This window comes from Arthrobacter jiangjiafuii (assembly GCF_018622995.1).
In the GTDB taxonomy this organism is placed as follows: domain Bacteria; phylum Actinomycetota; class Actinomycetes; order Actinomycetales; family Micrococcaceae; genus Arthrobacter_B; species Arthrobacter_B jiangjiafuii.
The window spans coordinates 1548669-1573576 of the sequence record NZ_CP076022.1; the positions used below are offsets into that span (position 1 = coordinate 1548669).

Sequence of the window (24908 nt, forward strand, 5' to 3'; positions counted from 1 at the left end):
GTGGCCACGGCCAGGGCGTTGCATTCGGTCCGGCCCAACTAGACTGGGTACCGGGCTTATCTGTGGTGCGCCTGTTGCGGCCAGGCGGTCAACACCTGCGCCGGCACCAGTTCACCACAGCACCAAAGCAGCACAGCACCACAGGCGCAGAGCCCCACTTCACTCTTCACGACAGTCAGTCAGCAGTTACGAGTAAGGAACGAACCCTAGATGGCAATCCTGAACATCCGGATTATCGGCGACCCCGTCCTGAGGACCCCTGCTGAGGAAGTCACGGAATTCGGGCCGGAACTGGCCAAGCTCGTCGCCGACATGGAAGAGACGATGGAGGACGTTGAAGGTGCTGGCCTGGCCGCACCGCAGGTAGGCGTCAGCCTCCGCGTCTTCACCTACCGGATCGACGGACAGTCCGGACACGTCGTCAACCCGGTCCTGGAGCTGAGCGAAGACCGCCAGGAGGACCAGGTCGAAGGCTGCCTGTCCATCCCCGGACTGGGCTATCCGGTGCCGCGCTACCGCTGGACCAAGGTCACGGGCGTCGACAAGTTCGGCAACCCGGTAACCATTGAGGGCGAAGGAATGCTGGCCCGTTGCTTCCAGCACGAAACCGACCACCTGGACGGCGTGCTCTACATCGACCGGCTGGAGGGCGAGAACCGCAAAAAAGCCCTGCGTGCCATCCGCCAGGCCGACTACGAAACCATCGCCGGACGCACGACGGCGGAGCGCGCCCAGACAGTGGGCTCCAGCTTCGGCGGCGGGTCCTTCGGCGCCGGATCCTCCTTCGGCGGACAGGCCTAACGGCCCGTGGCCATGCGCGTACTTTTCGCCGGCACCCCGTCCGTTGCCGTCCCGTCCCTGGACGCCCTGCTGGCAGCCGGCTTCGACGTCGTCGCCGTCCTGACCCGCCCCGACGCGCCGCTGGGCCGCAAGCGCACGCTCACGCCGTCGCCCGTTGCCGCCCGCGCCGAGGAACTGGGCCTGCCCGTGATCCGCGCGGCGAAGATTGACGACGACGCCGTCGCCGCCATCCAGGCCGCCAACCCCGATGTGGCCGCGATCGTCGCGTACGGCGGGCTGATCCCCGAGCGGGCCCTGACCATTCCCGCCCACGGCTGGATCAACCTGCACTTTTCGCTGCTTCCCGCCTGGCGTGGCGCGGCACCGGTGCAGCACGCCGTGATCAACGGCGATGACGTCACCGGAGCCTCCACCTTCCTGCTCGAAAAGGGCCTGGACACCGGACCGGTGTACGGGCAGCTGACCGAGACCCTGCATCCCGAGGACACCAGCGGTGCGCTGCTGGAACGGCTCTCGCACAGCGGCGCCGTGCTGCTGGCGCAGACCCTGTCGGCGATTGATGCCGGCACTGCGCAGGCCGTTCCGCAGGCCGGCGAGGTAACGCTCGCTCCCAAACTGACCATCGACGACGCGCGCGTGACCTGGACCCAGCCGGCGCTGGCCATCCGGCGCCGCATCAACGGCGTGACCCCCGAACCGGGAGCCTGGACCACTTGGGACGGCGCCCGCTTCAAGATCGGCTCCGCGGCCCTGCGCCCGGACATCACCGACCTGGCCCCGGGCCAGGTCCGCTTCACCGGCGGCACGCAGGCAGCCGCCGTCGTGGGCACCGGTTCCGCCGGCCTGGAACTGGAGCAGGTACAGCCCGCCGGCAAGAAAATGATGCCGGGGGCCGACTGGGCCCGCGGCCTGGCCAACCGTGAGGACGTGGTCTTCGAATGACCCCCCAGAACAGCACCCCGCAGAATTCGCAGAACAGGCAGCGCAACGAGAAGGGACACGAACGCAGCCGTCCCGCCGTCCGCAGCCGTACCGCGCAGGCCCCCGGCCAGCGCACCCGCGCCGCGGACCCGGCCCGGCTGGTGGCCTTCGAAGTGCTCCGCGCCGTCTCCGAGGATGACGCGTACGCCAACCTGGTGCTGCCCAAGAGCATCCGCAAGCACCACTTGGACAAGCGCGACGCCGGATTCGCCACCGAACTGGCCTACGGCGCGCTGCGCGGACAGGGCACCTACGACGCCATCCTGGCCAAGTGCGTGGACCGCCCGCTGGACAAGCTCGACCCGGCCGTCCTGGACGCCCTGCGCATCGGTGTGCACCAGCTGCTGGCCATGCGCGTTCCGGCCCATGCAGCCCTGGACCAGACCGTGGGCCTGGCCCGCGCCGTCATCGGCGCCGGACCCTCTGCCCTGATCAACGCCGTGCTGCGCAAGGTGACCGCCCTGGACCTGGAGGCCTGGATCGAGGAACTGGTCCGCGACGAGAGTGATCCCACGCGCCGTGCCGCCATTGAGCACAGCCACCCGGAGTGGATCGTCCGCGCCCTGCGGCAGTCCCTGGTGGCCCACGGCCGCAGTGTCGAGGAAATCACCGACCTGCTCAAGGCGGACAACGCCGCCCCGGTGGTAAACCTCGTGGCCCTTCCCGGGCTGGGAAACCTTGATGAAGCCCGCGAGGCCGGAGCCATCGACGGCGAGCTCGTGGTGGATTCGGCACTCTTCTCCGCCGGCGACGTCGGCCGCCTGGATTCCGTCCGTGCCGGCACCACCCGCGTGCAGGACGCCGGCTCGCAGCTGGTGGCCCGCGCCCTGGCCGCCGTCGACATCGGAGACCGCACCGCGGACGGCAGCCGCGACGGCGAGCAGTGGCTGGACCTGTGCGCCGGTCCCGGCGGCAAGGCAGCACTGCTGGCCGCCCTGGCCAACGAAAAGGGCGCCATCCTGCTGGCCAACGAGCCGGCGGCGCACCGCGCGAAGCTGGTCCGCCAGGCTCTGGAAGCCGTTCCGGGCGAGGTTTGGGACGTGCGCACCGGGGACGGCCGCAGCATCGCCGAACAGTACCCGGAAACCTTCGACCGCATCCTCGTGGACGCCCCCTGCACCGGACTCGGTGCCCTGCGCCGGCGCCCGGAATCACGCTGGCGGCGCAAGCCCACCGACGTCGGGGATCTCGGCGCGCTGCAGCGTGAACTGCTCACCGCCGCCGTGGATGCCGTGAAGGCCGGCGGCGTCGTCGCGTACGTGACCTGCTCGCCGCACCCGGCGGAGACCACCGCCGTCGTCGCCGATGTGATGCGCCGGCGCAACGACCTGGAGCTGCTGGATTCAGGCGCCGCACTGGACGCCGTCAGCCTCACCGGAAACCTGGGTGCCGGCCACGAGTCGACCGCGCAGCTGTGGCCGCACATCCACCAGACCGACGCCATGTTCCTGGCCCTGATCCGCCGCAAGCCCTGATTTTCAGTCCGTCCACAAGGAGAACCATGAGCAAGTGCTGCATCAACCCGAGCATCCTCTCGGCCGACTTCGTCAACCTGCAGGCCGAGCTGGAGCGGATCAGCACCGCCGACGCCGTCCACGTGGACGTCATGGACAACCACTTTGTGCCGAACCTGACCCTGGGACTGCCGGTGGTGCAGCGGATCCAGGAGGTCAGTGCGCTGCCGCTGGACGCACACCTGATGATTTCCGACGCCGACCGCTGGGCTCCGGCCTACGCGGAACTGGGCCTGGCCTCGGTGACCTTCCACGTGGAGGCCGCCGCGGCGCCGGTGAAGCTGGCCCGGGACATCCGCGACCGCGGTGCCAAGGCCGGTATGGCATTGCGCCCTGCCACACCCGTGGAGCCGTACCTGGACATGCTCTCCGAACTGGACATGCTGCTGATCATGACGGTGGAGCCCGGCTTCGGCGGGCAGAAGTTCCTGGACATCACGCTGCCGAAGATCCGCCGCGCGGCCGAGGCCATCCGTGGTTCCGGCCTGCCGCTGGCACTGCAGGTGGACGGCGGCATCTCCGCGGACACCATCGAGCGTGCAGCCGAAGCCGGCGCAAACGTGTTCGTGGCCGGATCGGCCGTCTACGGCAGCGGAGACCCCAATGAGGCCATCCGCAAGCTCCGGGAGGCAGCGGAAGCCGTCTCTAAGTGACCATTATTACTTGAAGCTTCAGTAATAATGTGCAGCCGGTGCGGCTGTGCAAGAATGAAATATCAATCGTGCTCCGGGGTCGGTGTAATTCCGAACCGGCGGTTATAGTCCGCGACCCGCACTGCAGCTCCCGAACCCTCGGGAAAAGCGGTGCGGTTGAACTGGTGAAACTCCAGTACCGACAGTTAAAGTCTGGATGGGAGAAGCACGTGCAGTTTGTTGAACCGACGGCTTTTTCGTCCCCGCACGCGCGGACGCCAAGGCCGTTGATGCATCGTACTGTCGTAACCCCCGGAGCCGCCGCTAAGGGATAGGAACGACATGGATTTTTTGCGGTGGCTCTTTGACGCTCAGGTACCGGTGGGATCGTCATCCCTGCTGGTCCGAGAGGTCGTAGGCAATATATTCGGGCTCCTCAGTGCCTTTGGCGGCATGCGCCGCAAAATCTGGGCCTGGCCGGTGGGGATCATCGGCAACCTCCTCCTTCTGACCGTGTTCCTCGGCTCCCTGTTCGGGTCCGCTGATTCAGCGACCCTGCTGGGCCAGGCCGGACGGCAGATCATGTTCATCATCGTCGCGGTGTACGGCTGGCGGCGCTGGAAGCAAAGCCAGCACGACGGCGGTGAGGCCGTCACGCCGCAGTGGGCCTCGGGCAGGGAGCGGATTGGCCTGGTGGCCGTTCTGCTGATCGGCACCGTGGCACTGACCCCGGTCTTCGCCCGCCTTGGCTCCTACGAACCGGTCTGGGCCGATGCCTGGACCTTCGTGGGCTCCCTGCTGGCCACCTACGGCATGGCCAAGGGCTGGGTCGAGTTCTGGCTGATCTGGGTGGCGGTGGACATCGTGGGAGTGCCGCTGCTCTTCAGCACCGGCTACTACGCCACGGCGTTTATGTACCTCTTCTACGGCATCTTCACCCTGATTGGCTTCTTCGTCTGGTGGAAGGCCAAGAACGATGAAAAGCCCCGGGTCGACGTCGTGATGCCGGACCCTCGGGTGCGCTGACCATGGGCGGGGCGACATCCGACAGCGGCGCACTTGCCGGCTGGGGCCCGGGACCTGTCTCCGAGGCCGAGGCGATGGGCATGGCACTGGAGCTGGCCCGCCGCGGGGTGCGGGGCGCAAACCCGCTTGTCGGCGCCGTGATCCTGGACCCCGCAGGGCAGGTCCTGGCCCACGGCTATCACCGCGGCGCCGGCACCCCGCATGCCGAGGCCGACGCCCTGGCAGCAGCAGCTGCGGCAGGAACGGACGTCTCCGGAGCCACCATGGTGGTGACCCTGGAGCCGTGCAACCACACCGGGCGGACGGGACCCTGCTCGCAGGCGATCCTGGCCGCCGGGATCTCCCGCGTGGTTTATGCAGCCGCTGACTCCAACGCTGAAGCCGCCGGGGGAGCAGCCGCACTGGCAGCGGCCGGGGTTGATGCCGAGGGCGGCCTGCTGGCGGCCGAGTCCGCGGAACTGAACCACCGTTGGGCCCTGGCCATGGCCGGGCGGCGGCCTTTCGTCACGGTCAAGACGGCGCAGACCCTCGACGGCCGGACCGCCGCCGAGGACGGCACCAGCCAGTGGATCACCGGCAGCGCCGCCCGCACCGACGGCCACGGGATCCGCTCCCGGGCTGACGCCGTCGTCGTCGGCACCGGAACCGTGCTGGCCGACGATCCGCAGCTGACCGCCCGCGACGAGCTCGGTGGCGCCGCCCGGCGGCAGCCGCTGCGCGTTGTCGTCGGGCACCGGCCAGTACCGGACAATGCTGCGATCCGCGGCACCGACGGGCGTTTCCTGCAGTTGGACTCGCACGACCCTGAAGTGATCTGCCGCGATCTGTACGGCCGCGGGGTGCGGCATCTGATGGTGGAGGGCGGTGCGCAAGTCGCCAGCGCTTTCCTGCGCGCCGGACTGGCCGATGAACTGGTGGCCTATGTGGCGCCGGTGCTGCTGGGTGCGGGCACATCTGCAGTCGGCGACCTCGGCGTGCAGACCCTAGCCGATGCTTCACGCTGGCGCTGGGACGTAACTGACGGCGGTCCCGCACGGCTGGTGGGACAGGATCTGCGGCTGCGGCTGGAACCGGTTCCGGAAACCGGCGCCACGCCTGCAGAGCATCACCTCGGATCTGGCCCACCACGCATGAACACCGACGAACTGAACCCACCCCGCACAGAACACTGACGAACTGAACAAACGTGAGGAAACAAGCGTGTTTACCGGAATTGTGGCTGAACAGGGCAGCGTTGTATCCCTGAACCCAAAGGCCGGAACCGGCAAGGCTGGCGGTTCCGCCGAACTGATCATCAGCGCCCCGGAAACGGGTGCCGGGCTGGAGCTGGGCGGGTCCATTGCCGTGAACGGGGTGTGCCTGACGGCCACCGCGGTTGACGGTGACCGGATCGCCGTGGACGTGATGGGGGAGACGCTGGAGCGCACCACCACCGGCGGGCTGCGTCCGGGCACGCGCGTGAACCTGGAACGGTGCGTGCCGGCCGGCGGGCGGCTGGACGGCCACGTTGTCCAGGGGCACGTCGACGGCGTAGGCCGGCTCCTGGAGCGCGAAAACCTCGGCGACTGGGACCGGCTGCGTTTCGCGGTGCCGCAGCGGCTGGCCCGGTATGTTGCGGAAAAGGGCTCCATCGCCGTCGACGGCGTCTCGCTCACCGTGACCGCGGTGAGCGACGCCGGTGAAGGGGAGCAGTGGTTTGAGGTCGGCCTGATTCCGACCACGCTGGCCGAAACCGGACTGGGCGCCCTGGCGCCCGGCGCGCCCGTGAATCTGGAGGTGGATGTGCTGGCCAAGTACGCCGAGCGCCTGCTTGCATTCACCGACCCGCGGAAGCCGGCGCACGCGGCTGCCGTGGAAGACGGTGCCGAATGAGCCCGGCAGAAGAGCCCCGGCAGGACGCCTGGCGGGACACTGCGGACCCCACCATCGCCATCCGCCTGGACTCCATCACGGCGGCCGTTGAAGCGATCGCCGCGGGCCGGCCCGTCGTCGTCGTCGACGATGAAGACCGCGAAAACGAAGGCGACATCATCTTCGCCGCGCAGCACGCCACCCCGGAACTCATGGGGTGGACCGTCCGCTACAGCTCGGGCGTCATCTGCGTGCCGCTGCCGTCCGAGTATGCGGACCGGCTGAACCTGCCGCCCATGACCGCAGTGAATGAGGATGCCAAGGGCACCGCGTACACGGTCTCCTGCGACGCGGCCGCAGGCGTCAGTACCGGCATCAGCGCCGCGGACCGCGCGGTGACCGCCCGCGTGCTTGCGGATCCCGCCGCGGTGGCCTCCGAACTCACCCGGCCGGGCCACGTCTTCCCGCTTCGGGCGCACGACGACGGCGTCCGCGGCCGCCGCGGGCACACCGAGGCAGCCGTGGAGCTGGCCCGGCTGGCCGGCTGCACTCCGGTGGGAGTCATCGCTGAACTGGTCCACGACGAGGGGTCCATGATGCGGCTGCCCGCGCTGCGCGGGTTTGCCGATGCCCACGGCGTGCCGCTGGTGTCCATCGAGGACCTGGCCCTGTACCTGGACGAGCTGGACGCAACCGAGCGCGCCGGTGTCGTTCCCGGCCCTGAGGTCCAGCTGCCCACCGCCTTCGGGGACTTCACCGCCCGCGCCTGGACAGACCCCCGGACCGGTGCCGAGCATATGACTGTCTCTGCTGCTGGAACCGGGCTCCAGCCGGATAGCGCAGGGGCTGACGCAGGATCCGGGGCTCCGCTGGTGCGGCTTCATTCGGAGTGCCTGACCGGTGACGTCTTTGGCTCCTACCGCTGCGACTGCGGGGAGCAGCTGGAGCAGGCGCTGGAGCTGATCAGCCTGCATGGCGGCACCGTCATTTACCTGCGCGGGCACGAGGGACGCGGGATCGGCCTGGCGAACAAACTGCGGGCGTACGCCCTGCAGGAGGCCGGCGCGGACACGGTGGAAGCCAACGAACAGCTCGGCCTTCCCGTGGATGCCCGCGACTACCAGGCCGCTGCCGAGATCCTGCACCGGCTGGGGCTGAACCGGATCAGGCTGCTGAGCAACAATCCGGCCAAGCGGGAGAAGCTGCAGCAGTACGGCGTCACCGTGGAGGCGATGGTGCCCTCGGAGGTGCCGATCCGCGCTGAGAACGAGCGCTACCTGCAGACCAAGCGGGACCGCATGGACCACCACCTGACCCTGCTGCGGACCCAGCCGGTCCAGCAGGGCTGACTACCACCCACCAACACCAAGGAGCAGAACCCATGAGCGGACACGGCGCACCGGATAACGACGTCAGCAGCATTAAGGCCGCGGGCCTGGACATCAGCGTGGCCATTGTTGCTGCCAGCTGGCACACCGAGATCATGGACGGGCTGATCAACGGTGCCCTGCGTGCTGTTGAGGATGCCGGCCTGTCCCCGAAGCTGATCCGGGTTCCCGGCAGTTTCGAACTGCCCGTTGCTGCCGCCCGGCTGGCACCGCACTATGACGCCGTGGTGGCACTGGGCGTCGTCATCCGCGGCGGCACCCCGCATTTCGACTACGTCTGCTCGGCGGCCACCACCGGCCTGACCGATGTCAGCGTCCGCACCGGCACGCCGATCGGTTTCGGTGTGCTCACCTGCGACACCGAGCAGCAGGGCCTGGACCGGGCCGGCCTGCCCGGATCCTCCGAGGACAAGGGCTATGAAGCGGTGGCCGCTGCCGTGAATACCGTGGCAGCGCTGCGGGGTGCCGGGGCCTAATCCGCGCCTACCTCCAGCTGGGCTATCCTCCGCGACACCACGGCGGACCAATGGGTTAAGCCGGTGGGACTGCGCCTAACAAGTGTGGGTGACAAGATGTGATCAGGTTTGATCAGTTGTCGCCGGCAATGGGTTCAAAATTCCACCGTCACCACGAATGAAAAATGAGAAAGGCCCTGTATCGCTTTGCAAGAAGGGAAACAGGGCCTTTCTCCTTGCCTGATTCCACCTCGTGATCGTTACGATCCAGAATCCAGCGGGTGTATTGGGTAGGGTTTCGTGTTGGTGCGCGCGCGCCTGTTTATTTATCTGGGGGAGCTTTGATGAATTTCAATAAAGGGGTAGCCGATCGTCTGATCGGCGCATGTCGAGATGCGAAGAGGGGAAGATTCTCATGAACAACCACAGCTTCTTCGCCTCCACCAGTGAGGACAACATGAAAGCGCTTGCAAACATGCCCGGAATAGTGACTCGATGAGGGCGCGGAGCGGTGCCATGACGTTGTTGCTGGTGGGTCTGCTAGGGCTCGCCGGTTGTGCCGGAAACCCAAACGCAGATCCGACCGAGCCACCTGCGCCAACGGCTGCTCAAACACAGAAGGAACCGATGAACGCTGAACTCACCTGGCAGGAAGCCAAAGCCCACACCCAGGCCATGGAACGGGAGATCGCCGCACTGATCCCGAAGGATGCTGTTCTCTCAATCGATCAACAGCAGACGGGCACGCTTCTGTCCTGCAACAAGACCCAGCACCACTGGGCTGCTTCAACGACGGTCACGGTCGCCGAAGGAACCGAGATAGAGCCCATCGTGAAAACCATCGAAGCCCACTACCGGGCGAACGGAACCGAAGTATCCGTCGATAGGGATATAAATGAAAACTATCGGATCCAGATCGACCCGCCCGCTCCAGGGGAGAGCCACCTCGTCTCCGAAGGAGACTCCCCAAACGAAATCCGTATCGCGTCAGGATCTGCGTGCTTCACCTTGCCCGAGGGCATCTACCCAGGTGGGGATTTCTAAAGGCCGCCGCAGTCTTTCGCCACAGGGTTACGCCGCGATGCAGTCGCTGTTGCACGGAAGCACGAAGCCCCGATCTCACAGATCGCCAAAGACTTCCGCGCATCCTGACGCGGTGTTCCGTTTATCACACGGACAAGTCCTCAATTGACACCATTTTCGAGCGATTGGGATACTTGAGGAGCGAGGCATCGGCTGCGGCCGGTGTCTTTCTGTGTGGAATCCGCACTCCATTACTCCGCCCGACTCTCACCCGAAAAAGCGTTATGAAGGAGAGAATCATTGACCGATTCAGCGAACCGGCCCGCCGAGCAGCGGAGGACAGGTAAACAGTCGTCCGTTGCGGAGGCGGTACAGCATTGTGGCGGGGGCAGCTACACCGACCGCCATGACCGGCCCCGCCAGGCCCCCCGGTCTGAAGGAGCCTACGTTTCCGGTGCCACGGACAGGCCCCACCCGGGCAGTTACACCGACGTGGACGGCCTGGAGCGCGGCACAGACCGGACCGACGGCTACTACACCCGGCGCGGCTAGCTGTCTCAGTCCAGCCAGCTGCAGGAACGTTTTGCCCGGCCGGAGGTGCAGGCGGCCTTTGCCGGTGCCGGCAGGGAGGCCGCGGTGTCACAACACTGCGGCCTTCCGACCCGGCAACCGGGCGTGGACCATATACGGCATGGGTGGTTTTCTTGGATACAGTTGCCCGGTGAATACGCCCGCGACCAACCGCCCGACCCTGAGCCCCGGGCTCTCAGGCACCGAATTCCTTCGCTGGTACTGGCTTAAAGACGAGCTTGCGGACTTTGCGCGGTCCACCGGGCAGAAGGCAACGGGCACCAAAGCCCTGCTCACCCAGCGGATCGCTGCAGCCCTGGACGGGCAGGAATTCACCGAACCGAGGCCAACACGGCAGGCCTCTCTTACCCAACTGACGGAGCCACTGTCAGGTTTGACCGTGATTCCCGCCGGCCAGCGGTGCAGCCAGGTTGTCCGCACCTGGATGAGCCGGCACATTGGTTCCGGTTTTCATTTTGATGCGCCGATGCGCAAGTTCTTTGCCGGTGCAGACGGCACCCAAACCCTGCAGGACGCCGTCGACCATTGGCATCAAACCCGCAACGAAAGCCGGCAGGATATTGATCCCCAGTTCGAATACAACCGGTTCACGAGAACCTGGCACTCCCTAAATCCAAACGGCACGAGGGACCAGATGTTGACGGCGTGGCATCTGTATCGAAGCCAGCCAACGGATCAACGACTCGGGGGAAACAAATGAACACCGGCTCCACTGCGATTCCCGACGAGGTTCATCCGTCGACCCGTGGACATATCGGGAGCGCGATTGCGATCCTGGCCGGCGCGGTGCTGTGCCTTCTGCCCGCTGCAATGTTTGGAACCGCTCTCGGAACATACCCGCACCGAATGGCCTGCACTCCGGCTACCGGGTACGGCTCCGGATGCTACGAGGGCGATCTGATGATCAGTCTTATGGTTTTTGGGTTCCTTTTCCTGTTCTGCGCGGCATTCGCTTTCGCACTGACAATGGCTTACCGCTACAACCTTCCCAGATGGAGAATGTGGATGCCCTTCGCGGCGTTTTGCATAGTCGTACTGATGACCGTCGCCGTGTTTGCGTTCACCATGGGGGCGGCTCCCGGGGAATACGTGTAATTTGTGGCGGCGCCGGGTCCCGGTGGGATCAGAACCTAGCGTGAGCTTTCCCGTGCAGCGTGAGTGGGCGATGGAGCGTCACCGAGCGAAGGCATCTCATCGTGGTGGATCCGCTCGTCGAGCAGCCGCAGCGGAATATTGGATCCGCCCCAGGCTTCGGAAATAAACTCCGCGGCAATCGACACAGCGGTTTCCTCCGGCGTCCGCGCCCCCAGATCCAGGCCCACCGGACTGTGGATGAGAGCCAGCTGCTCGGAGCCAACCCCGCTCTCCAGCAGCCGCTGCATCCGGTCCTCATGGGTGCGGCGCGACCCCATTGCGCCGATGTAGGCCACCGCGGGACCATCAAGCACCGCCTCGAGCAGCGGAACATCGAACTTCGGATCATGGGTCAGCACGCACACCACGGTGCGGGCATCGATCAACCCGTCCCGGATCTGGCCGGCATAGTAGTCATGCGGCCACGCGACAATCACCTCCTCGGCATCGGGAAACCGTGCCGCCGTGGCGAACACGGACCGGGCGTCGCAGACCGTCACCCGATAGCCGAGGAAGGCGCCCAGACGGGCCAGGGCGGAGGCGAAATCAATGGCGCCGAAGACCAGCAGCCGCGGAGCGGGAGCAAACGCCGCGAAGAACACGCTCATGCCGGCGTCGAGGCGTTCGCCTTCGGGTCCGTAGGTTAAAACGCCATTGCGGCCGGCCGCCAGCAGCCCCAGGGCATCATCGGCCACGGCCTCGTCCGCGCGGTCGCTGCCGAGGCTGCCGGTTGTTCCCTCCGGTGACAGCACCAGGTGCCTTCCGAGCCGGGCCGGATCCGGATGTTCAATCACGGTGGCCACCCCGACCGGCCGGCCGGCGCGGATGGCCGCTGCAACGGCGGGAAGCTGCGGAAACGTGGAGCGGGACACCGGCTCCACGAACACATCGATGGTTCCACCGCAGGTCAGCCCGACGGCGAAGGCGTCGTCGTCGCTTACCCCGTACCGGGCCAGCACCGGAATCCCGTCCCCGATGCACCCGCTGCCCAGCTCATACACCGCACCCTCAACACAGCCGCCGGAGACCGATCCGGTAACCGTGTCGGCACCGGTTACCACCATCCCCGCACCGGGCGGCCGCGGCGCCGAGTCGAACGTCCGGACCACCGTCGCCAGCGCAGCAGTGCGTCCGGCCTCCCACTCGGGCAGGAGGGCATCGAGCAGATCACGCACGCCGGTACCTCCGTCCTAGCTGCCGTACCGGGCGGCTCTGCGGCCCAACTGATAGGCGACGACGGCCACTGCCGTATAGAGCCAGAGCTGGACGGCGGGATGGCGCAGCTGTTCTCCCACCATGCCGCGGGCCAGGGCCAATCCGTCCAGCCCGTCTGACCCCTGGCCCGGGCGCAGGCCGGCCGGTCCGCCATCGCGGGAGCTCCTGCTGGCAGGAACAGGCCGCGCCATCCGCGGTGCCAACGGGATCGGCCGCGGGGGCTCCTCCGGTGATGGCGCCGGTCCGGCAGGGGCAGGACCGCTGGCCGGCGCCGCGGCGTCGTCGTAGCCGCCGGTGTGCGGGCCGCCGGGCGTGGGAGTCTGGGCGGCTCCCGGGGTTGGTTCGGGTACGGCGGCCAGATGCGCCGGAAAATCGGCGGTGTCCTGTCCGGCGTGGGAGTCGTTGATCAGGTCCTGCAGGTTCGCGGCGAAGACCCCCATCAGCTGCTCGGTGACGCTGCCGATGACGCCCTTGCCCATCGCGGCGGCTTTGCCGGAGAGCGCGACGTCGGCGCTGACCAGGCCCTGCGTTCCGTCACCGGCCTCTTCGAGCTGAAGGACCACGGTTGCCTGCGCCGTGCCCTGGCCGCGGGTCTCCTTCGCCGTGCCCTGCAGCACGGCCCGGTGCGACGCCGCATCCCGTTCGAGCACGTTGAGCTGGCCGCGGTACTGGAGCGAGACCGGACCGAGCTTGACCTTCATCCCGATCTGGTAGGCGTCATCGTTGAGCTTGTTCAGGACCTCCGCGCCGGGAATGCACCCGGTGACGGATTCGACGTCCATCACCGTCTCCCAGACATCGTCGATGGGCGCTGCAACGGTGAACGTGCTGTCAATATCCATTAGCTGATCCTGTTCGTCGACGGTGGGTTCTTCAACTGCGGCGGCCCAGCGGGTTCGGGCCCGGTCAAGGCGTCGGCCAGTTCGGTGAGCGCCGCATAACTGTGGCCGCTGACAAACGCTGAACAATAGGGGAGGGCTGCGGCCATCCCGCCGGCCAGCGGTTCAAAGCCCGGGGCGGCTAGGCGGGGATTCACCCAGATAATCCGGTGCGCCAGGCGCTGCAGCCTGGCCATTTCGCGGTCCACCTGCACAGGGTCATCCTGGGTCCAGCCGTCCGAAAAAATGATGACGACGGCGCCGCGCGCCATTCCGCGCCGCCCGTACCGGTCCAGGAACAGGCGCAGTCCGGTGGCGAGCCGGGTTCCGCTGTCCCAGTCGTCGGTGCCTGCCGCGGCCTGGGCCAGGGCGGTATCGGGATGCTGCACGGAGAGCTGCCGGGTCAGCCGGGTCAAATCGGTGGAGAAAACAAAGGCCTCGGCCCGGGAACTGCTGACGGCGCCGTGCAGCAGCGACAGATACACGCGGGTGAAGGCACTCATGGAACCGGAGACGTCGCAGAGCAGGACCAGCCGCCGCTGCGCGGTTGTCCGTTCGGCCCGCACGAGCGTCACCGGAATGCCGCCGGTCCGCCGTGCTGCCCGGGCGCTGCGCCGCGGGTCCAGCCGCCCGCCGTGCCCGGAGGGACGCGTCCGCCGGGTCCGGCGCCTGGGGGTGGAGAGCGCGATCGACCCGGCAAGCCGTTGCATCCGCGCGATCTCGGCGTCACTGAGCTCGGCGAAGTTCTTTGAATGCAGGTGCTCCTGGTCGGAGCTGACCATCAGCACCGCGTCCCGCACCGGCTCTCCGGCGGCGCCGTCACCGCCGGGGGTGGCCGGAACCGGCGGCTGGGGGGCATCAGCCTCCGGGCTGTCGGGCGGCTGCACCCGGCGGGCTCGCTCACTAGCCGGACGCGGCCGGGGTTCGGAGCCGACGGCGGGCGCTGCATTGGGGTCACCGCGGCTGTCCGCGGGATCGAGCAGCCCGTCGAACAGGGCCGCGAACACGGCGTCGAACACGGGAATCTGCGTGGCGTCGCGGAGCATTACCACCCGCGCGGTCCAATACAGGTCGCTGCGGCCGGCCGGGGGCACCAGCGCCAGGGCCTGCGCCAGCCGGGCGGACCGGTCCGGGGACCCGCCAATTCCGGCGCGGCGCAGTGCGGTGCCCAGCCCGGCGGCAAAGGCGGCCGTCTCGAAGCGGGGGATTCCCGGCCCCGGCAGCCCCCTCTGTCCTGCCGAAGTCAGCGGCGTTGCCGCATCGCGTTGTTCCCTCATGACGGTCACGGTCCGCCAGCCAGCCAGCCGGAGCCACGCGCGACGGCGAGGTCCAGGTCATCGCGGTTCTTCAGCACTGTTCCCCAGGTGCTGTCCACGGCCGCCGCACTCAGATGTTCCACATCCAGCAGTGCCAGGGCTGACACCCAGTCGATGGCCTCGGAGATTCCCGGAGGTTTGGCCAGATCAAGGCTCCGCAGCCGGCCCAGGGCATCGGCGGCTTCCAGCGCCAGCGGGCCGCGGGCAGCCGGGACGCGGCGGCGGATGATCTCGGCGACCCGTTCCGGGGCGGGGTAGTCAATCCAGTGGTAGAGGCAGCGGCGGGTCAGTGCGTCGTGCAGGTCCCGGGTGCGGTTCGAGGTCAGGACCACGATGGGCGGAAAGGCGGCCCTCACGGTTCCCAGCTCCGGGATGGTCACAGCTGCCTCGGCGAGCAGTTCGAAGGTGAAGGCCTCGAATTCGGCGTCCGCCCGGTCGATCTCGTCCAGCAACAGCACCGCCGGCCGTGGGCCGGGATGCTCGAGAGCCTGCAGCAGCGGCCGCCGGAGCAGGTAACCGGCGTTATACAGATCCGATTCCTGCACCGTGGTGCCGCCTGCCTCGGCGACCCGGATCCCCAGCAGCTGGCGGGGATAGTTCCATTCGTACAGGGCCTCGGCGGCGTCGATGCCCTCGTAGCACTGCAGCCGGTAGAGCGGGGTGTCCAGCAGGGTGGCCAGGGCCTTGGCGGCCTCGGTCTTGCCGACGCCGGGCTCGCCCTCGAGCAGGATCGGCTGGGGGAGCCGGACCGCCAGGAACAGCGCGGTGGCCAGGCCCGGGTCCGCCAGATAGTCGATCCCGTCCAGGGCATCCGCGAGCGACCCCGCATCCGGAAAGAGGTCAGCCGGAGCACCCGGGCGTGAATCCGTCCCGGCGGCCGCTGTCTCAGGAGAGGGCTGCATAGCGGTCCGGCTCAGCAACAAAGGCCAGACGGCAGCTGGGAGAGCAGAAGTACGTCACGACCCCTCCCGCCGTGGCCTGCAGCGTGCCCGCGGCGACGGTGACGTGCATGCCGCAGACCGGGTCCACCGCCTGCGTGCTGCCGGCCAGTGCTTGGTCGGCGGGTTCCGCGTGGTCTGTGCTCTCTGTGCTCTCTGTGCCCTCGTCCCGGGCCTGAGCCCGGAGCGCGGTGAATTCGGCCAGGATGGACAGTGCCGTTTCGGCCGGGGTGCGGGCGCCCAGCGGCAGGCCGGCGGGACTGTGGATGCGCTGCCGCGCGTCGTCGTCGACGTCCAGCGACGCGAGTACCGCTGCCGCCCGCTTGGCGCTGGCAACGAGGGCGATGTACGGGACACCGGCAGCAAGCGCGGCGGCGAGTGCGGGTTCCTCGTCCTCGCCGTGGGAGGCAACGATGACGGCGGCATCCCCGGCGGCCGGTGAAGCGGCGCTGCCGTCCGCCAGCTCGACATCAAGGTCCAGGCAGGCGCCCAACGCGCGCAGTGCGCGGGCCACCGGAGTGTCGCCGAAAACGAGCAGGTGGGGTGCGGGCAGCTGCGGCTGCAGGAAAATTTCGATGGCTCCTCCACTCAGGCAGGGGTTGGATACTTCCACCGCACCCTCGCCGGCGGTGCGGGACGGTGCGCCGGGCAGCACCCGCAGCAGCAGCGGTTCGCCGCTGGCCAGGGTCTGCAGGCCGTAGTCACGCACGGAGCCCTGCACGCAGTGGCCGCCCACGAACCCGTGCAGGGTGCCGTCGGCGTCCAGCAGCGCGGTGTCCCCGGCCCGGGCACTGGCCGGGCGCTCAGCTCGGACCACCGTGGCCCGCACATAGGGTTCGTTCCGTGCCTCGTGCGCCAGCGCCCGCTGGGCGAGGTCTGCGGGCAGATCGTTCATCCTTGGTTTCCTTCGGGTCGACGGGATGGGGTGGGGCTGGGCGGAATAGGACGGGAGGCGAAAGGACGGGACGGCGAAGGACCGGCTTAGATCGGCGGCGTCGCCCGGCCCTGCATCGCGGCCCAGACCCGGGCCGGGGTGCAGGGCATGTCCATGTGCGCCACGTTGAACGGGGCCAGGGCATCCACCACGGCGTTGACGATGGCCGGCGGCGAGCCGACCGTGGCGGATTCACCCACACCCTTGGCGCCGATCGGATGATGCGGGGACGGGGTGACGGTGTGGCCGCTTTCCCAGGTGGGCACCTCCATAGCGGTGGGGATGAGGTAATCCATCAGCGACCCGCCCAGGCAGTTGCCCTCGTCGTCGAACTCGATGATCTCCATCAGCGCCATGCCCACGCCGTCGGCCAGCCCGCCGTGCAGCTGGCCCTCGATGATCATCGGGTTGATCCGGGTGCCGCAGTCGTCCACGGCCACGAACCGGCGGACCTTCACCCGGGCAGTGCCCGGATCAATGTCCACCACGCAGATGTATGCCCCGAACGGGAAGGTCAGGTTCGGCGGGTCGTAGGTGACTTCGGCATCGAGGTTCCCGTCCACGCCGTCGGGCAGGGTGATAGTGCCGTGCGCACCCATGGCGATCTCGGCCATGGTCTTGGCGGCCGAGGGATCGCCCTTGACGAACCAGCGTCCCTTCTCCCATTCCAGGTCCTCGGGACGGGTCTCCAGCATGGCCGCGGCGATGAGCCGGGCCTTGTCGCGGATCTTGCGGGAGACCAGCGCCACCGCGCCGCCGCTGACCGGGGTGGAGCGGCTGCCGTAGGTGCCCAGCCCGAACGGGGTCTGGTCGGTGTCGCCGTGCACCACGTCGATGTCCTCCGGCGGAATGCCCAGCTCCTCGGCAACGATCTGCGCGAAGGTGGTCTCGTGGCCCTGCCCCTGGCTCTGCACGGAGATCCGCACCACGGCCTTGCCGGTGGGATGGATCCGCAGCTCTGCGCCGTCGGCCATGCCAAGGCCCACAATGTCCATATGCTTGCGCGGACCGGCACCCACGGTTTCGGTGAAGAACGAGATCCCGATGCCCATCAGCTCCCCGCGGGCCCGCTTCTCCGCCTGTTCGACGCGCAGTTCGTCGTAGCCAACCATGTCCAGGGCCTTGCGGAGCGCCGGTTCATAGTTGCCGGAGTCGTATTCCCAGCCGGTCTTGTTCTTGTACGGGAACTGCTCGGGCTGGATGAAGTTCTTCAGCCGCAGCTCCGCCGGATCCATGTCCAGCCGCTGCGCCAGCATGTCCACCAGCCGTTCCACCAGGTACACCGCTTCGGTGACGCGGAAGGAGCAGGCGTAGGCCACGCCGCCGGGGGCCTTGTTGGTGTAGACACCGGTGACCTTGCAGTGGGCGGCTTCCAGGTCGTAGCTGCCGGTGAAGATGTGGAAGAAACCGGCCGGATACTTGGTGGGCTGGGCGGTGGCGTTGAAGGCGCCGTGGTCGGCCAGCACGTTGGTGCGCAGGCCCAGGATCCTGCCGTCGGCGGTGGCGGCGATCTGCCCCTGCATGATGTAGTCCCGGGCGAAGGAGGTGGACATCAGGTTCTCGGAGCGGTCCTCCACCCACTTCACCGGCCGGCCGGTCACGATCGAGCCCACCACGGCCAGGATGTAGCCGGGATAGATCCCGACCTTGTTGCCGAAACCGCCGCCGATGTCGGGGGAGACCACCCGGATTTTGTGCTCGGGGATGCCGGCGACCATGGCGAACAGGGTGCGGTGGGCATGCGGGGCCTGGGAGGTCTCGTAGAGGGTGAGCTTGCCCTCCACCGGTTCAAAGTCAGCGACCGCGCCGCAGGTTTCCATCGGCGCCGGATGCACGCGCGGGTAAATGATCTCCTGGTCGACGACGACGTCGGCCCGCGCGAACACGGCGTCCGTCTCGGCCGCGTCCCCGGCCTCCCAGTCGAAGATGTGGTTGTCGGTGCGGCCCGGCAGCTCGTCCCGGATGACGGCGGCGTCCGGATCCAGGGCGCGGCGGGCGTCGATCACCGGGGGCAACGCCTCGTACTCCACCTCGATCAGTTCCAGTGCGTCGCGCGCGGCGTAGCGGTCTTCCGCGACCACGAAGGCGACCTCCTGGCCCTGGAAGCGGACCTTGTCGGTGGCCAGCACCGCCTGCACATCGGCCGAGAGCGTGGGGGCCCAGGCCAGGTTCAGGGCTTCCAGGTCCTTGCCGGTAATGACCGCCACCACCTTCGGATGGGCCAGCGCCTCGGAGGTGTCGATGGAGACCAGCCGGGCATGGGCCAGGGGGGAGCGGAGAATCGCGCCGTGCAGCATGCCCGGCAGCACGATGTCGTCCACATAGTTCCCGCGGCCGCGGACAAACCGCGGGTCCTCCTTGCGCTGGATCCGCCCGAAACCGATCGGACGGTCCGGGCTGTCGGCGGCGTGGTTGGCTTCCCGTTCCGGAGTCAGTGTCATGGCTTGGTGTCCTCCTCGCTGGTCACGCCGTCAGCTCCGTCGCCGGCAGCGGTGACGTTCGCGGCGGTCTCCGGAATGTCCCGGATGTCCACATCGTTGGCGAATTCGCCGTCGTACCCGCTTTCCACCCCAAACCCGTCCGGCTCCGGATGCTCGGCCGCCCACTGAATGGAGCGGACAATCGTGGTGTACCCGGTGCAGCGGCAGATCTGCCCGGAGATGGCCTCGCGGATCTCGCCGTCGTCGGGCGCCGGGTTCTTATCCAGCAGCGCGCGGGCGGTCAGCATCATCCCGGGGGTGCAGAAGCCGCACTGCAGTCCGTGTTCGGCCATGAAGCCCTGCTGCACCGGGTCCAGCCGGCCGTTGGTCTCCAGGCCCTCGACGGTGCGGATGGAGTGTCCGTCGGCCATGGCGGCCAGCACCGTGCAGGACTTCACCGGCTCACCGTCCATCAGCACCACGCAGGCACCGCAGTTGGTGGTGTCGCAGCCCCAGTGGGTGCCGGTCATGCCGAGGTTTTCCCGGAGGTAGTGCACCAGCAGCACCCGGGGTTCGGCCTCGCCGGTGACGTCCGTGTCATTGATGTTCATTCGGATTTCCACAGTGGTCAGCGCTCCTGGGGGACGGCGCGGTCACAGGAACGGGTGAGCACGCGGCGGGTGAGTTCTTCGGCGAGGTGGCGCTTGTAATCGATCGGCCCGCGGGTGTCCGCAACCGGGTTGCAGGCGGCCGCGGCCAGGCGGGCGGCTTCATCGATGACGGCGGGGGTGGGGGGTTCGCCCAGCAGCACTTCTTCCGCTGCCGTGGCGGTGCCGTCCAGCCCTACCGCGGTCAGCCCGATCGAGGCGGCGGAGATGGTGCCGTCCGGTAAGAGGGCGACGGCGGCTCCGGCGGCGGTGATGGCCCAGTCACCGACGCGACGCTCCACCTTTTCGTAGGAGCTGCCCTGTCCGGGGACGATCGGGAAGCTGACTTCGCAGAGCACTTCGTTGGGAGCGGCAGCGGTTTCGTAGGCGCCGCGGTGGAACTCATCCATGCTCAGCCGGCGCTCGCCGCCGGGTCCGCGCAGCAGCACCTCTGCCCGCAGGACCGTGCAGACGGTGGAGAGGTCCTCGGCAGGATCGGCTTGGCAGAGCGAACCGCCGATGGTGCCGCGGTTGCGGACCACCGGGTCCGCGATGAACCGTTCGGCCTCGGCGATGATCGGGAACAGCCGCCCGGTTTCGGAAGATTCCAGCAGCGTGGTGTGCCGGGTCAGGGCGCCCACGCGCAGCCGGTCCGGTTCCCGGACGATGAAGTCCAGTTCGAACAGGTCGTTGATGTCGATCAGCCACTCGGGCCGGGCCAGGCGCAGTTTCATCATGGGCAGGAGGCTGTGGCCGCCCGCGACCAGCCGGGATTCGGGTCCGTAGCGGTCAAGCAGGGCGATTGCGTCCGCCACATCGGCGGCACGCGCGTAGTCAAATGGAGCCGGTATCTGCACGATATCCCCTTTGATATCCGTTGCTGTGCCCGCTGTTCCCCCAGGGCAGTGCCGTAGGCACCGTGAGCAGCGCTGTTTCGCAAGGTTGCTCCCCGCTCGAGGGGGTGTCAATATCCTCCTAAGCGAAAGGTTATGACCTGTGCCGATGACACTGAGCCAGCTGCGGACATTCGCGCTGGTGGCCCGTCTCGGGTCCCTCCGCGCCGCGGCACAGGAACTGGGCATCAGCGAGCCGGCTGTTTCTGCGGCATTAGCGGCGCTGCGCACCGACCTGGGGGATGCGCTGGTGGTCCGGTCCGGTTCCGGCATCGCGCTGACTCCAGGCGGGCGGGCCCTCGCCGGGTATGCGCAGGAGATCGTCGGGCTGGCCGAGCAGTCCCGGCGCGAGGTGGCCCGTGCCGCGCAGGACGGCGCGGAGCTGCGGATCCTGGCAACCCCGGCGTTTGCCGAGCATGCGGCCGGTAGGCTGCTGGAGGCCTATGCACGCCGCCATCCCGGCCCTGCGGCCCGGGTGGTGGTGGATGCGGCCGACGACGCCGGTGCCCTGCTGGGCGAGCGGGCCTACGACATTGCGCTCGGTATCCGGCCGGCCCGCAGCAGTACCCCGCTGCACGCGCTGCCCTTCCTGCGCTACCGCCGGATCCTGGTGGCGGCCGCCAACCATCCGCTGGCCGCGCTGCCGCCGCCCCGGGTGCCGGGGAAGGCACTGACGCAGCGCTGGTTTTCCGGACCCTCCGCGGGCGGTCCGTTGGAGGAACAGCGCTGGTTCGCGAACCTGCCCGCGGTTCCGGAGCTGGTGCAGCTGGACAGCGAAGCCGCAGCGCTGGCGGCGGTGCGCGCCGGCGAAGGGCTGATGCTCGCCGTCGCGCACGTGATCCGGCACGATCTGGCCTCCGGAGGCCTGGTCCAGCTGGGGTTTCCGGGCACTCCGGTGTCCGGCATGTGGTGGGCCAGCACGCTGCTTCCCGGCCGGGTCCCGGCGGCGGCGGATGCGCTGCTGCGCTTTGCCGGCAGCGCCGAGGCCACCGAGGCGATGATGGCGGCGGGCGGGCCGCGCGGGCTGGTGCGCCGCGGGACGCAGGTCCATGTGGCGCTGTGGAGCAGCCGGGTGTCAGGCAAAGGTTAAAGCGCGAATCCAGGAGGCACAGCATGGAACCGACCGCCGCCAGCGTCAGCGACTTCATCGACGGCGTGACCTCGCCGCCGCGGAAGCGCGATGCACACACCCTCGTCGACCTGATGAGCCGGATCACCGGAGAGCAGCCCGCCATGTGGGGGCCGACCATCGTTGGTTTCGGCAGCTACCACTACAAGTACGCCAGCGGCAGGGAGGGCGATGCCGTCGCGGCAGGCTTCTCGCCGCGCAAGGCAGCGACCACGGTGTACCTGCCCGACGGCGTGGGCGCCTACACCGCCCAACTCGCCCGGCTCGGCGCCCACACCACCGGCGCAGGCTGTCTTTACCTGAAAGACCTGAGCAAAATTGACCTCGGGGTACTTGAAGACATCATCACCGAGTCCTATCAGCGCGTAACCGCGGGAACCTTCGGGCAGCGCGCCGCTGATCCGGGTTCCTGAGCTACGGCCTACTCACGCACGGCGGCAACGGCTTCAATTTCGACAAGTTGGTGGTCGTAGCCCAGAACTGTCACACCCAACAGCGTGCTCGGCGCATCGTGGTCGCCGAAGGCATCCCGCACCACCTCCCACGCCGCGACCAGGTCCGCCTGGGACGTGGTGGCCACCAGCACCCGGGTGCTGATGACATCCGTCAGTGAAGCGCCCGCAGCGGCCAGCGCCGCCGCGAGGTTTGCCATGCACTGCGCGGCCTGGCCGGCGTAGTCGCCCACAGCCGCCGTCGAGCCGTCTGCTTCCAGCGGACAGGATCCGGCGAGAAAGATCAGCCGGCTGCCCGCGGGTGCCGTTGCGGCGTACGCATACTCCGCGGTGTCGGAGAGCTGCGCGGCACGGATCAGGGTCACGGCTGACGGACTGGTTTCATGCTGCACGGGGGCCTTTCGCAGGGGACGAGGATGCGCGGACGGGTGGGAACTGCAAGAAGACAAGCGAGCCGATCCTCCCACACGCGCAACAGCGTCCCTACCGCCACCGTGACGCAACATTTCGGCATGTGACCCGCTCCGACGCTCTCTTACGTCACGGAACGTCGTTTTTTGCGCCCTGCCCCGGCCCGCCTAGCCTGATACCAGCAATCAAGAGTTCCAGCCATCGGCCCTGGCCGGCTGGACAGCAACCCTCTCGCCGCAGCGGGGTGCTCCAGGTGAAGATTGGGCCGGCAGGACACCTCCTGGCGGCAAGTACGGCGCCAGACGCTGCCCGGAAGGCTGCGCTGCGTCCTGTCACAGGAGAACACCATCATCATGAACACCCGCAGGAGAATCCTCAGCATCACCGCAGTTCCGCTCCTCGCCCTGTCGATGGCTGCCTGCAGCTCGGCCGCCGGAGACGATGGCGAAGGCACGGTGAAGATCGGCGTCGTCGGCGCCAGCGACCCGTACTGGGCCACCTATACCGAGGCAGCGAAGGCAGAGGGGATCGACGTCGAAATCCTGGACTTCGCCGAGTACACCCAGCCCAATCCGGCGCTGACTGAAGGTGAACTGGACCTGAACCAGTTCCAGCACATCGTCTATCTCGCCCGCTACAACGTCTCCAGCGGAGAGGATCTGACCCCGGTCGGCTCCACCGCGATCTATCCGCTGGGCCTGTATTCCACTCAGTACGACTCCGTGGAGGACATTCCCGAGGGCGCCACGGTGGCCGTGCCGAACGACGAGAGCAACCTCGCCCGCGGCCTGCTGGTGCTGCAGTCCGCCGGCCTTCTCACCCTGGACGGCGGCGGCAGCCCGTTCTCCACGCTGGAGGACATTGACGAAGGCAAATCCAAGGTCAAGGTGACCACGCTGGAAGCCTCGCTCACGCCGACGTCGCTGCCCGACGTCGCGGCCGCCATCGTCAACAACGACTTCGTGGAAGACGCCGGACTGAAGGCCGCCGACGCGATCGCCCAGGACGACCCCTCCGATCCGGCGGCCATCCCATACGTGAATATCTTCGCCGCACGGGCCGGGGAGGAAACCAACGAGACGTACGTGAAGCTGGTGGAGATCTACCAGGACACACAGTCCGTTGAGGACGGTGTGCAGGAGGCCTCCGGAAACACGGCAGAGTTCCTCAAGGTTCCGGTCCAGGACCTGAAGACCTCGCTGGCGAAGGTCCAGAAGGACATCGAAGCGCTGGGCTAGGAGGAAACCGCCATGGCACTCATCTCGCTGCAGAACGTGTCTAAAACCTATCCGCCGGCCCGCAAGGGCGAACCCGCCGTGACCGCCCTGCGGGACATCAACCTGGAGATCGAGGCGGGGGAGATCTTCGGCATCATCGGCTATTCCGGCGCCGGCAAGAGCACCCTCGTCCGGCTGATCAACGCGCTGGAATCCAGTACCTCCGGAGACATCACCGTGGACGGGCGGCAGGTCTCCGGGGTGCCGGAGCGGAAACTTCGCACCCTGCGCCTGGACATCGGCATGATCTTCCAGCAGTTCAATCTCTTCAACTCCAAAACGGTCCGCAACAACATTGCGTACCCCCTGCGCGTGGCCGGCCGGAGCACTGCCGAGATCGCCGCCCGGGTGGAGGAGCTGCTGGACTTTGTCGGGCTCGCGGACAAGGCCGGCAGCTATCCCGAGCAGCTCTCCGGCGGGCAAAAGCAGCGCGTCGGCATCGCCCGGGCGCTGGCCGCGTCGCCGAAGATCCTGCTCGCGGACGAAGCCACATCAGCCCTGGATCCGGAAACCACCCATGAGGTGCTGGCCCTGCTGCGCCGGGTGAACCGGGAACTGGGGATCACCATAGTGGTGATCACGCACGAGATGGACGTCATCAAGAATCTGGCCACCCGGGTGGCGGTGATGGACGGCGGCCGGATCGTGGAACAGGGTGAGGTGTTCGAGGTCTTCTCGAACCCGCGCCAGGCCTCCTCACGGAAATTCGTCTCCACCGTGGTCCGTGGCGTCCCGTCACCGGATGAGCTGGATTCCCTGCGCCGGCGGCATCCCGGGCGGATCGTCACACTCTCCTTCCGTGACGGCGATTCCTCCCAGTCGGAGGTGTTCCTGGAACTGGCCCGTGCCGGAATCGGCTTTGAACTGGTCTACGGCGGCATCAACGACATCTCGGGCCGCGCATTCGGCCACCTAACCCTCGCCCTGACCGGGGAGGACGCCGCGATCGACGGCGCCCTCGCCGCCGTCGGGCACGGACTCAAAGTTGCGGAGCGTTTCTGA

General features: G+C 67.8%; 25 protein-coding genes and 2 riboswitches. Of the genes, 16 read left to right on the forward strand and 9 right to left on the reverse strand.

Annotated features, from left to right (window positions below):
- Window positions 1-210 precede the first annotated feature (210 nt).
- From def to KKR91_RS07325, 12 genes are all read left to right on the forward strand, one after another.
- Window positions 211-801, forward strand: coding sequence for a peptide deformylase (gene def / locus KKR91_RS07270; RefSeq protein WP_210231019.1), 591 nt, complete (start codon window positions 211-213; stop codon window positions 799-801).
- Window positions 802-813: 12 nt separating this feature from the next.
- Window positions 814-1743 carry a methionyl-tRNA formyltransferase gene (gene fmt, locus KKR91_RS07275; RefSeq protein ID WP_210231020.1) on the forward strand — a complete coding sequence of 310 codons (930 nt, stop codon included), beginning with the start codon at window positions 814-816 and terminating at the stop codon, window positions 1741-1743.
- Window positions 1740-3257, forward strand: a complete 1518-nt coding sequence (locus tag KKR91_RS07280) for an RsmB/NOP family class I SAM-dependent RNA methyltransferase (protein WP_210231021.1) — start codon at window positions 1740-1742, stop codon at window positions 3255-3257. Before fmt ends, KKR91_RS07280 begins: the two co-directional genes overlap by 4 nt.
- 26 nt (window positions 3258-3283) lie before the next feature.
- Window positions 3284-3949 (forward strand): ribulose-phosphate 3-epimerase, encoded by a 666-nt coding sequence (rpe, locus tag KKR91_RS07285; protein WP_210231022.1) that lies wholly within the window; start codon window positions 3284-3286, stop codon window positions 3947-3949.
- A gap of 65 nt (window positions 3950-4014) precedes the next feature.
- Window positions 4015-4161, forward strand: a riboswitch (FMN riboswitch).
- Window positions 4162-4270: 109 nt separating this feature from the next.
- Window positions 4271-4954: a nicotinamide riboside transporter PnuC gene (gene pnuC / locus KKR91_RS07290; protein ID WP_210231023.1), complete on the forward strand. Its 684-nt coding sequence runs from the start codon at window positions 4271-4273 to the stop codon at window positions 4952-4954.
- A 2-nt stretch (window positions 4955-4956) separates the two neighbouring features.
- Entirely contained in the window at window positions 4957-6126 is a 1170-nt protein-coding gene (gene ribD, locus KKR91_RS07295; protein WP_210231024.1) for a bifunctional diaminohydroxyphosphoribosylaminopyrimidine deaminase/5-amino-6-(5-phosphoribosylamino)uracil reductase RibD, read from the forward strand.
- A 28-nt stretch (window positions 6127-6154) separates the two neighbouring features.
- A complete protein-coding gene (locus tag KKR91_RS07300; protein ID WP_210231025.1) occupies window positions 6155-6826 on the forward strand; it encodes a riboflavin synthase in 672 nt (223 codons plus the stop codon).
- Window positions 6823-8154 carry a 3,4-dihydroxy-2-butanone-4-phosphate synthase gene (gene ribB, locus KKR91_RS07305; RefSeq protein WP_210231026.1) on the forward strand — a complete coding sequence of 444 codons (1332 nt, stop codon included), beginning with the start codon at window positions 6823-6825 and terminating at the stop codon, window positions 8152-8154. The genes KKR91_RS07300 and ribB overlap by 4 nt, the downstream gene beginning before the upstream one ends.
- Before the next feature lie 32 nt (window positions 8155-8186).
- Complete coding sequence (gene ribH, locus KKR91_RS07310) at window positions 8187-8669, forward strand: 6,7-dimethyl-8-ribityllumazine synthase (protein WP_210231027.1); 483 nt, start codon at window positions 8187-8189, stop codon at window positions 8667-8669.
- A 495-nt stretch (window positions 8670-9164) separates the two neighbouring features.
- Complete coding sequence (locus KKR91_RS07315; protein ID WP_210231028.1) at window positions 9165-9692, forward strand: hypothetical protein; 528 nt, start codon at window positions 9165-9167, stop codon at window positions 9690-9692.
- 670 nt (window positions 9693-10362) lie between these two features.
- Window positions 10363-10962, forward strand: coding sequence for a DUF6434 domain-containing protein (locus tag KKR91_RS07320; protein WP_210231030.1), 600 nt, complete (start codon window positions 10363-10365; stop codon window positions 10960-10962).
- The gene (locus KKR91_RS07325) at window positions 10959-11357 is read left to right on the forward strand and encodes a hypothetical protein (RefSeq protein ID WP_210231031.1); all 399 of its coding nucleotides are present in this window, start codon (window positions 10959-10961) and stop codon (window positions 11355-11357) included. The genes KKR91_RS07320 and KKR91_RS07325 overlap by 4 nt, the downstream gene beginning before the upstream one ends.
- 35 nt (window positions 11358-11392) lie before the next feature.
- Here KKR91_RS07325 and KKR91_RS07330 read toward each other — a convergent pair whose 3' ends face one another.
- The 8 genes from KKR91_RS07330 to KKR91_RS07365 form a co-directional block, all read right to left on the reverse strand.
- Window positions 11393-12571 (reverse strand): XdhC family protein, encoded by a 1179-nt coding sequence (locus KKR91_RS07330; RefSeq protein WP_210231032.1) that lies wholly within the window; start codon window positions 12569-12571, stop codon window positions 11393-11395.
- Between the two features lie 15 nt (window positions 12572-12586).
- On the reverse strand, window positions 12587-13453 hold the full coding sequence (locus KKR91_RS07335; RefSeq protein ID WP_210231033.1) for an SRPBCC family protein: 867 nt from the start codon (window positions 13451-13453) through the stop codon (window positions 12587-12589).
- Window positions 13453-14766: a vWA domain-containing protein gene (locus KKR91_RS07340; protein WP_210231034.1), complete on the reverse strand. Its 1314-nt coding sequence runs from the start codon at window positions 14764-14766 to the stop codon at window positions 13453-13455. Before KKR91_RS07340 ends, KKR91_RS07335 begins: the two co-directional genes overlap by 1 nt.
- A gap of 5 nt (window positions 14767-14771) precedes the next feature.
- Window positions 14772-15707, reverse strand: a complete 936-nt coding sequence (locus tag KKR91_RS07345; RefSeq protein WP_210231035.1) for an AAA family ATPase — start codon at window positions 15705-15707, stop codon at window positions 14772-14774.
- Entirely contained in the window at window positions 15691-16638 is a 948-nt protein-coding gene (locus KKR91_RS07350) for an XdhC family protein (protein ID WP_210231036.1), read from the reverse strand. The genes KKR91_RS07345 and KKR91_RS07350 overlap by 17 nt, the downstream gene beginning before the upstream one ends.
- A gap of 86 nt (window positions 16639-16724) precedes the next feature.
- Window positions 16725-19118, reverse strand: a complete 2394-nt coding sequence (locus tag KKR91_RS07355; RefSeq protein ID WP_210231037.1) for an aerobic carbon-monoxide dehydrogenase large subunit — start codon at window positions 19116-19118, stop codon at window positions 16725-16727.
- Window positions 19115-19708, reverse strand: coding sequence for a (2Fe-2S)-binding protein (locus KKR91_RS07360; RefSeq protein WP_210231038.1), 594 nt, complete (start codon window positions 19706-19708; stop codon window positions 19115-19117). The genes KKR91_RS07355 and KKR91_RS07360 overlap by 4 nt, the downstream gene beginning before the upstream one ends.
- 17 nt (window positions 19709-19725) lie before the next feature.
- Window positions 19726-20601, reverse strand: coding sequence for an FAD binding domain-containing protein (locus tag KKR91_RS07365; protein ID WP_210231039.1), 876 nt, complete (start codon window positions 20599-20601; stop codon window positions 19726-19728).
- 145 nt (window positions 20602-20746) lie between these two features.
- On the opposite strand from KKR91_RS07365, the gene KKR91_RS07370 reads away from it, so the two are divergent.
- The gene (locus KKR91_RS07370; protein WP_210231040.1) at window positions 20747-21727 is read left to right on the forward strand and encodes a LysR family transcriptional regulator; all 981 of its coding nucleotides are present in this window, start codon (window positions 20747-20749) and stop codon (window positions 21725-21727) included.
- A 23-nt stretch (window positions 21728-21750) separates the two neighbouring features.
- Entirely contained in the window at window positions 21751-22179 is a 429-nt protein-coding gene (locus KKR91_RS07375) for a DUF1801 domain-containing protein (RefSeq protein ID WP_210231041.1), read from the forward strand.
- Window positions 22180-22187: 8 nt separating this feature from the next.
- Here KKR91_RS07375 and KKR91_RS07380 read toward each other — a convergent pair whose 3' ends face one another.
- Window positions 22188-22610: a RidA family protein gene (locus KKR91_RS07380; RefSeq protein WP_237687531.1), complete on the reverse strand. Its 423-nt coding sequence runs from the start codon at window positions 22608-22610 to the stop codon at window positions 22188-22190.
- A gap of 202 nt (window positions 22611-22812) precedes the next feature.
- A riboswitch (SAM riboswitch) is annotated at window positions 22813-22928 on the forward strand.
- Between the two features lie 54 nt (window positions 22929-22982).
- Here KKR91_RS07380 and KKR91_RS07385 point away from each other — a divergent pair.
- Window positions 22983-23867: a MetQ/NlpA family ABC transporter substrate-binding protein gene (locus KKR91_RS07385; RefSeq protein WP_210231043.1), complete on the forward strand. Its 885-nt coding sequence runs from the start codon at window positions 22983-22985 to the stop codon at window positions 23865-23867.
- Between the two features lie 12 nt (window positions 23868-23879).
- The gene (locus KKR91_RS07390) at window positions 23880-24908 is read left to right on the forward strand and encodes a methionine ABC transporter ATP-binding protein (RefSeq protein WP_210231044.1); all 1029 of its coding nucleotides are present in this window, start codon (window positions 23880-23882) and stop codon (window positions 24906-24908) included.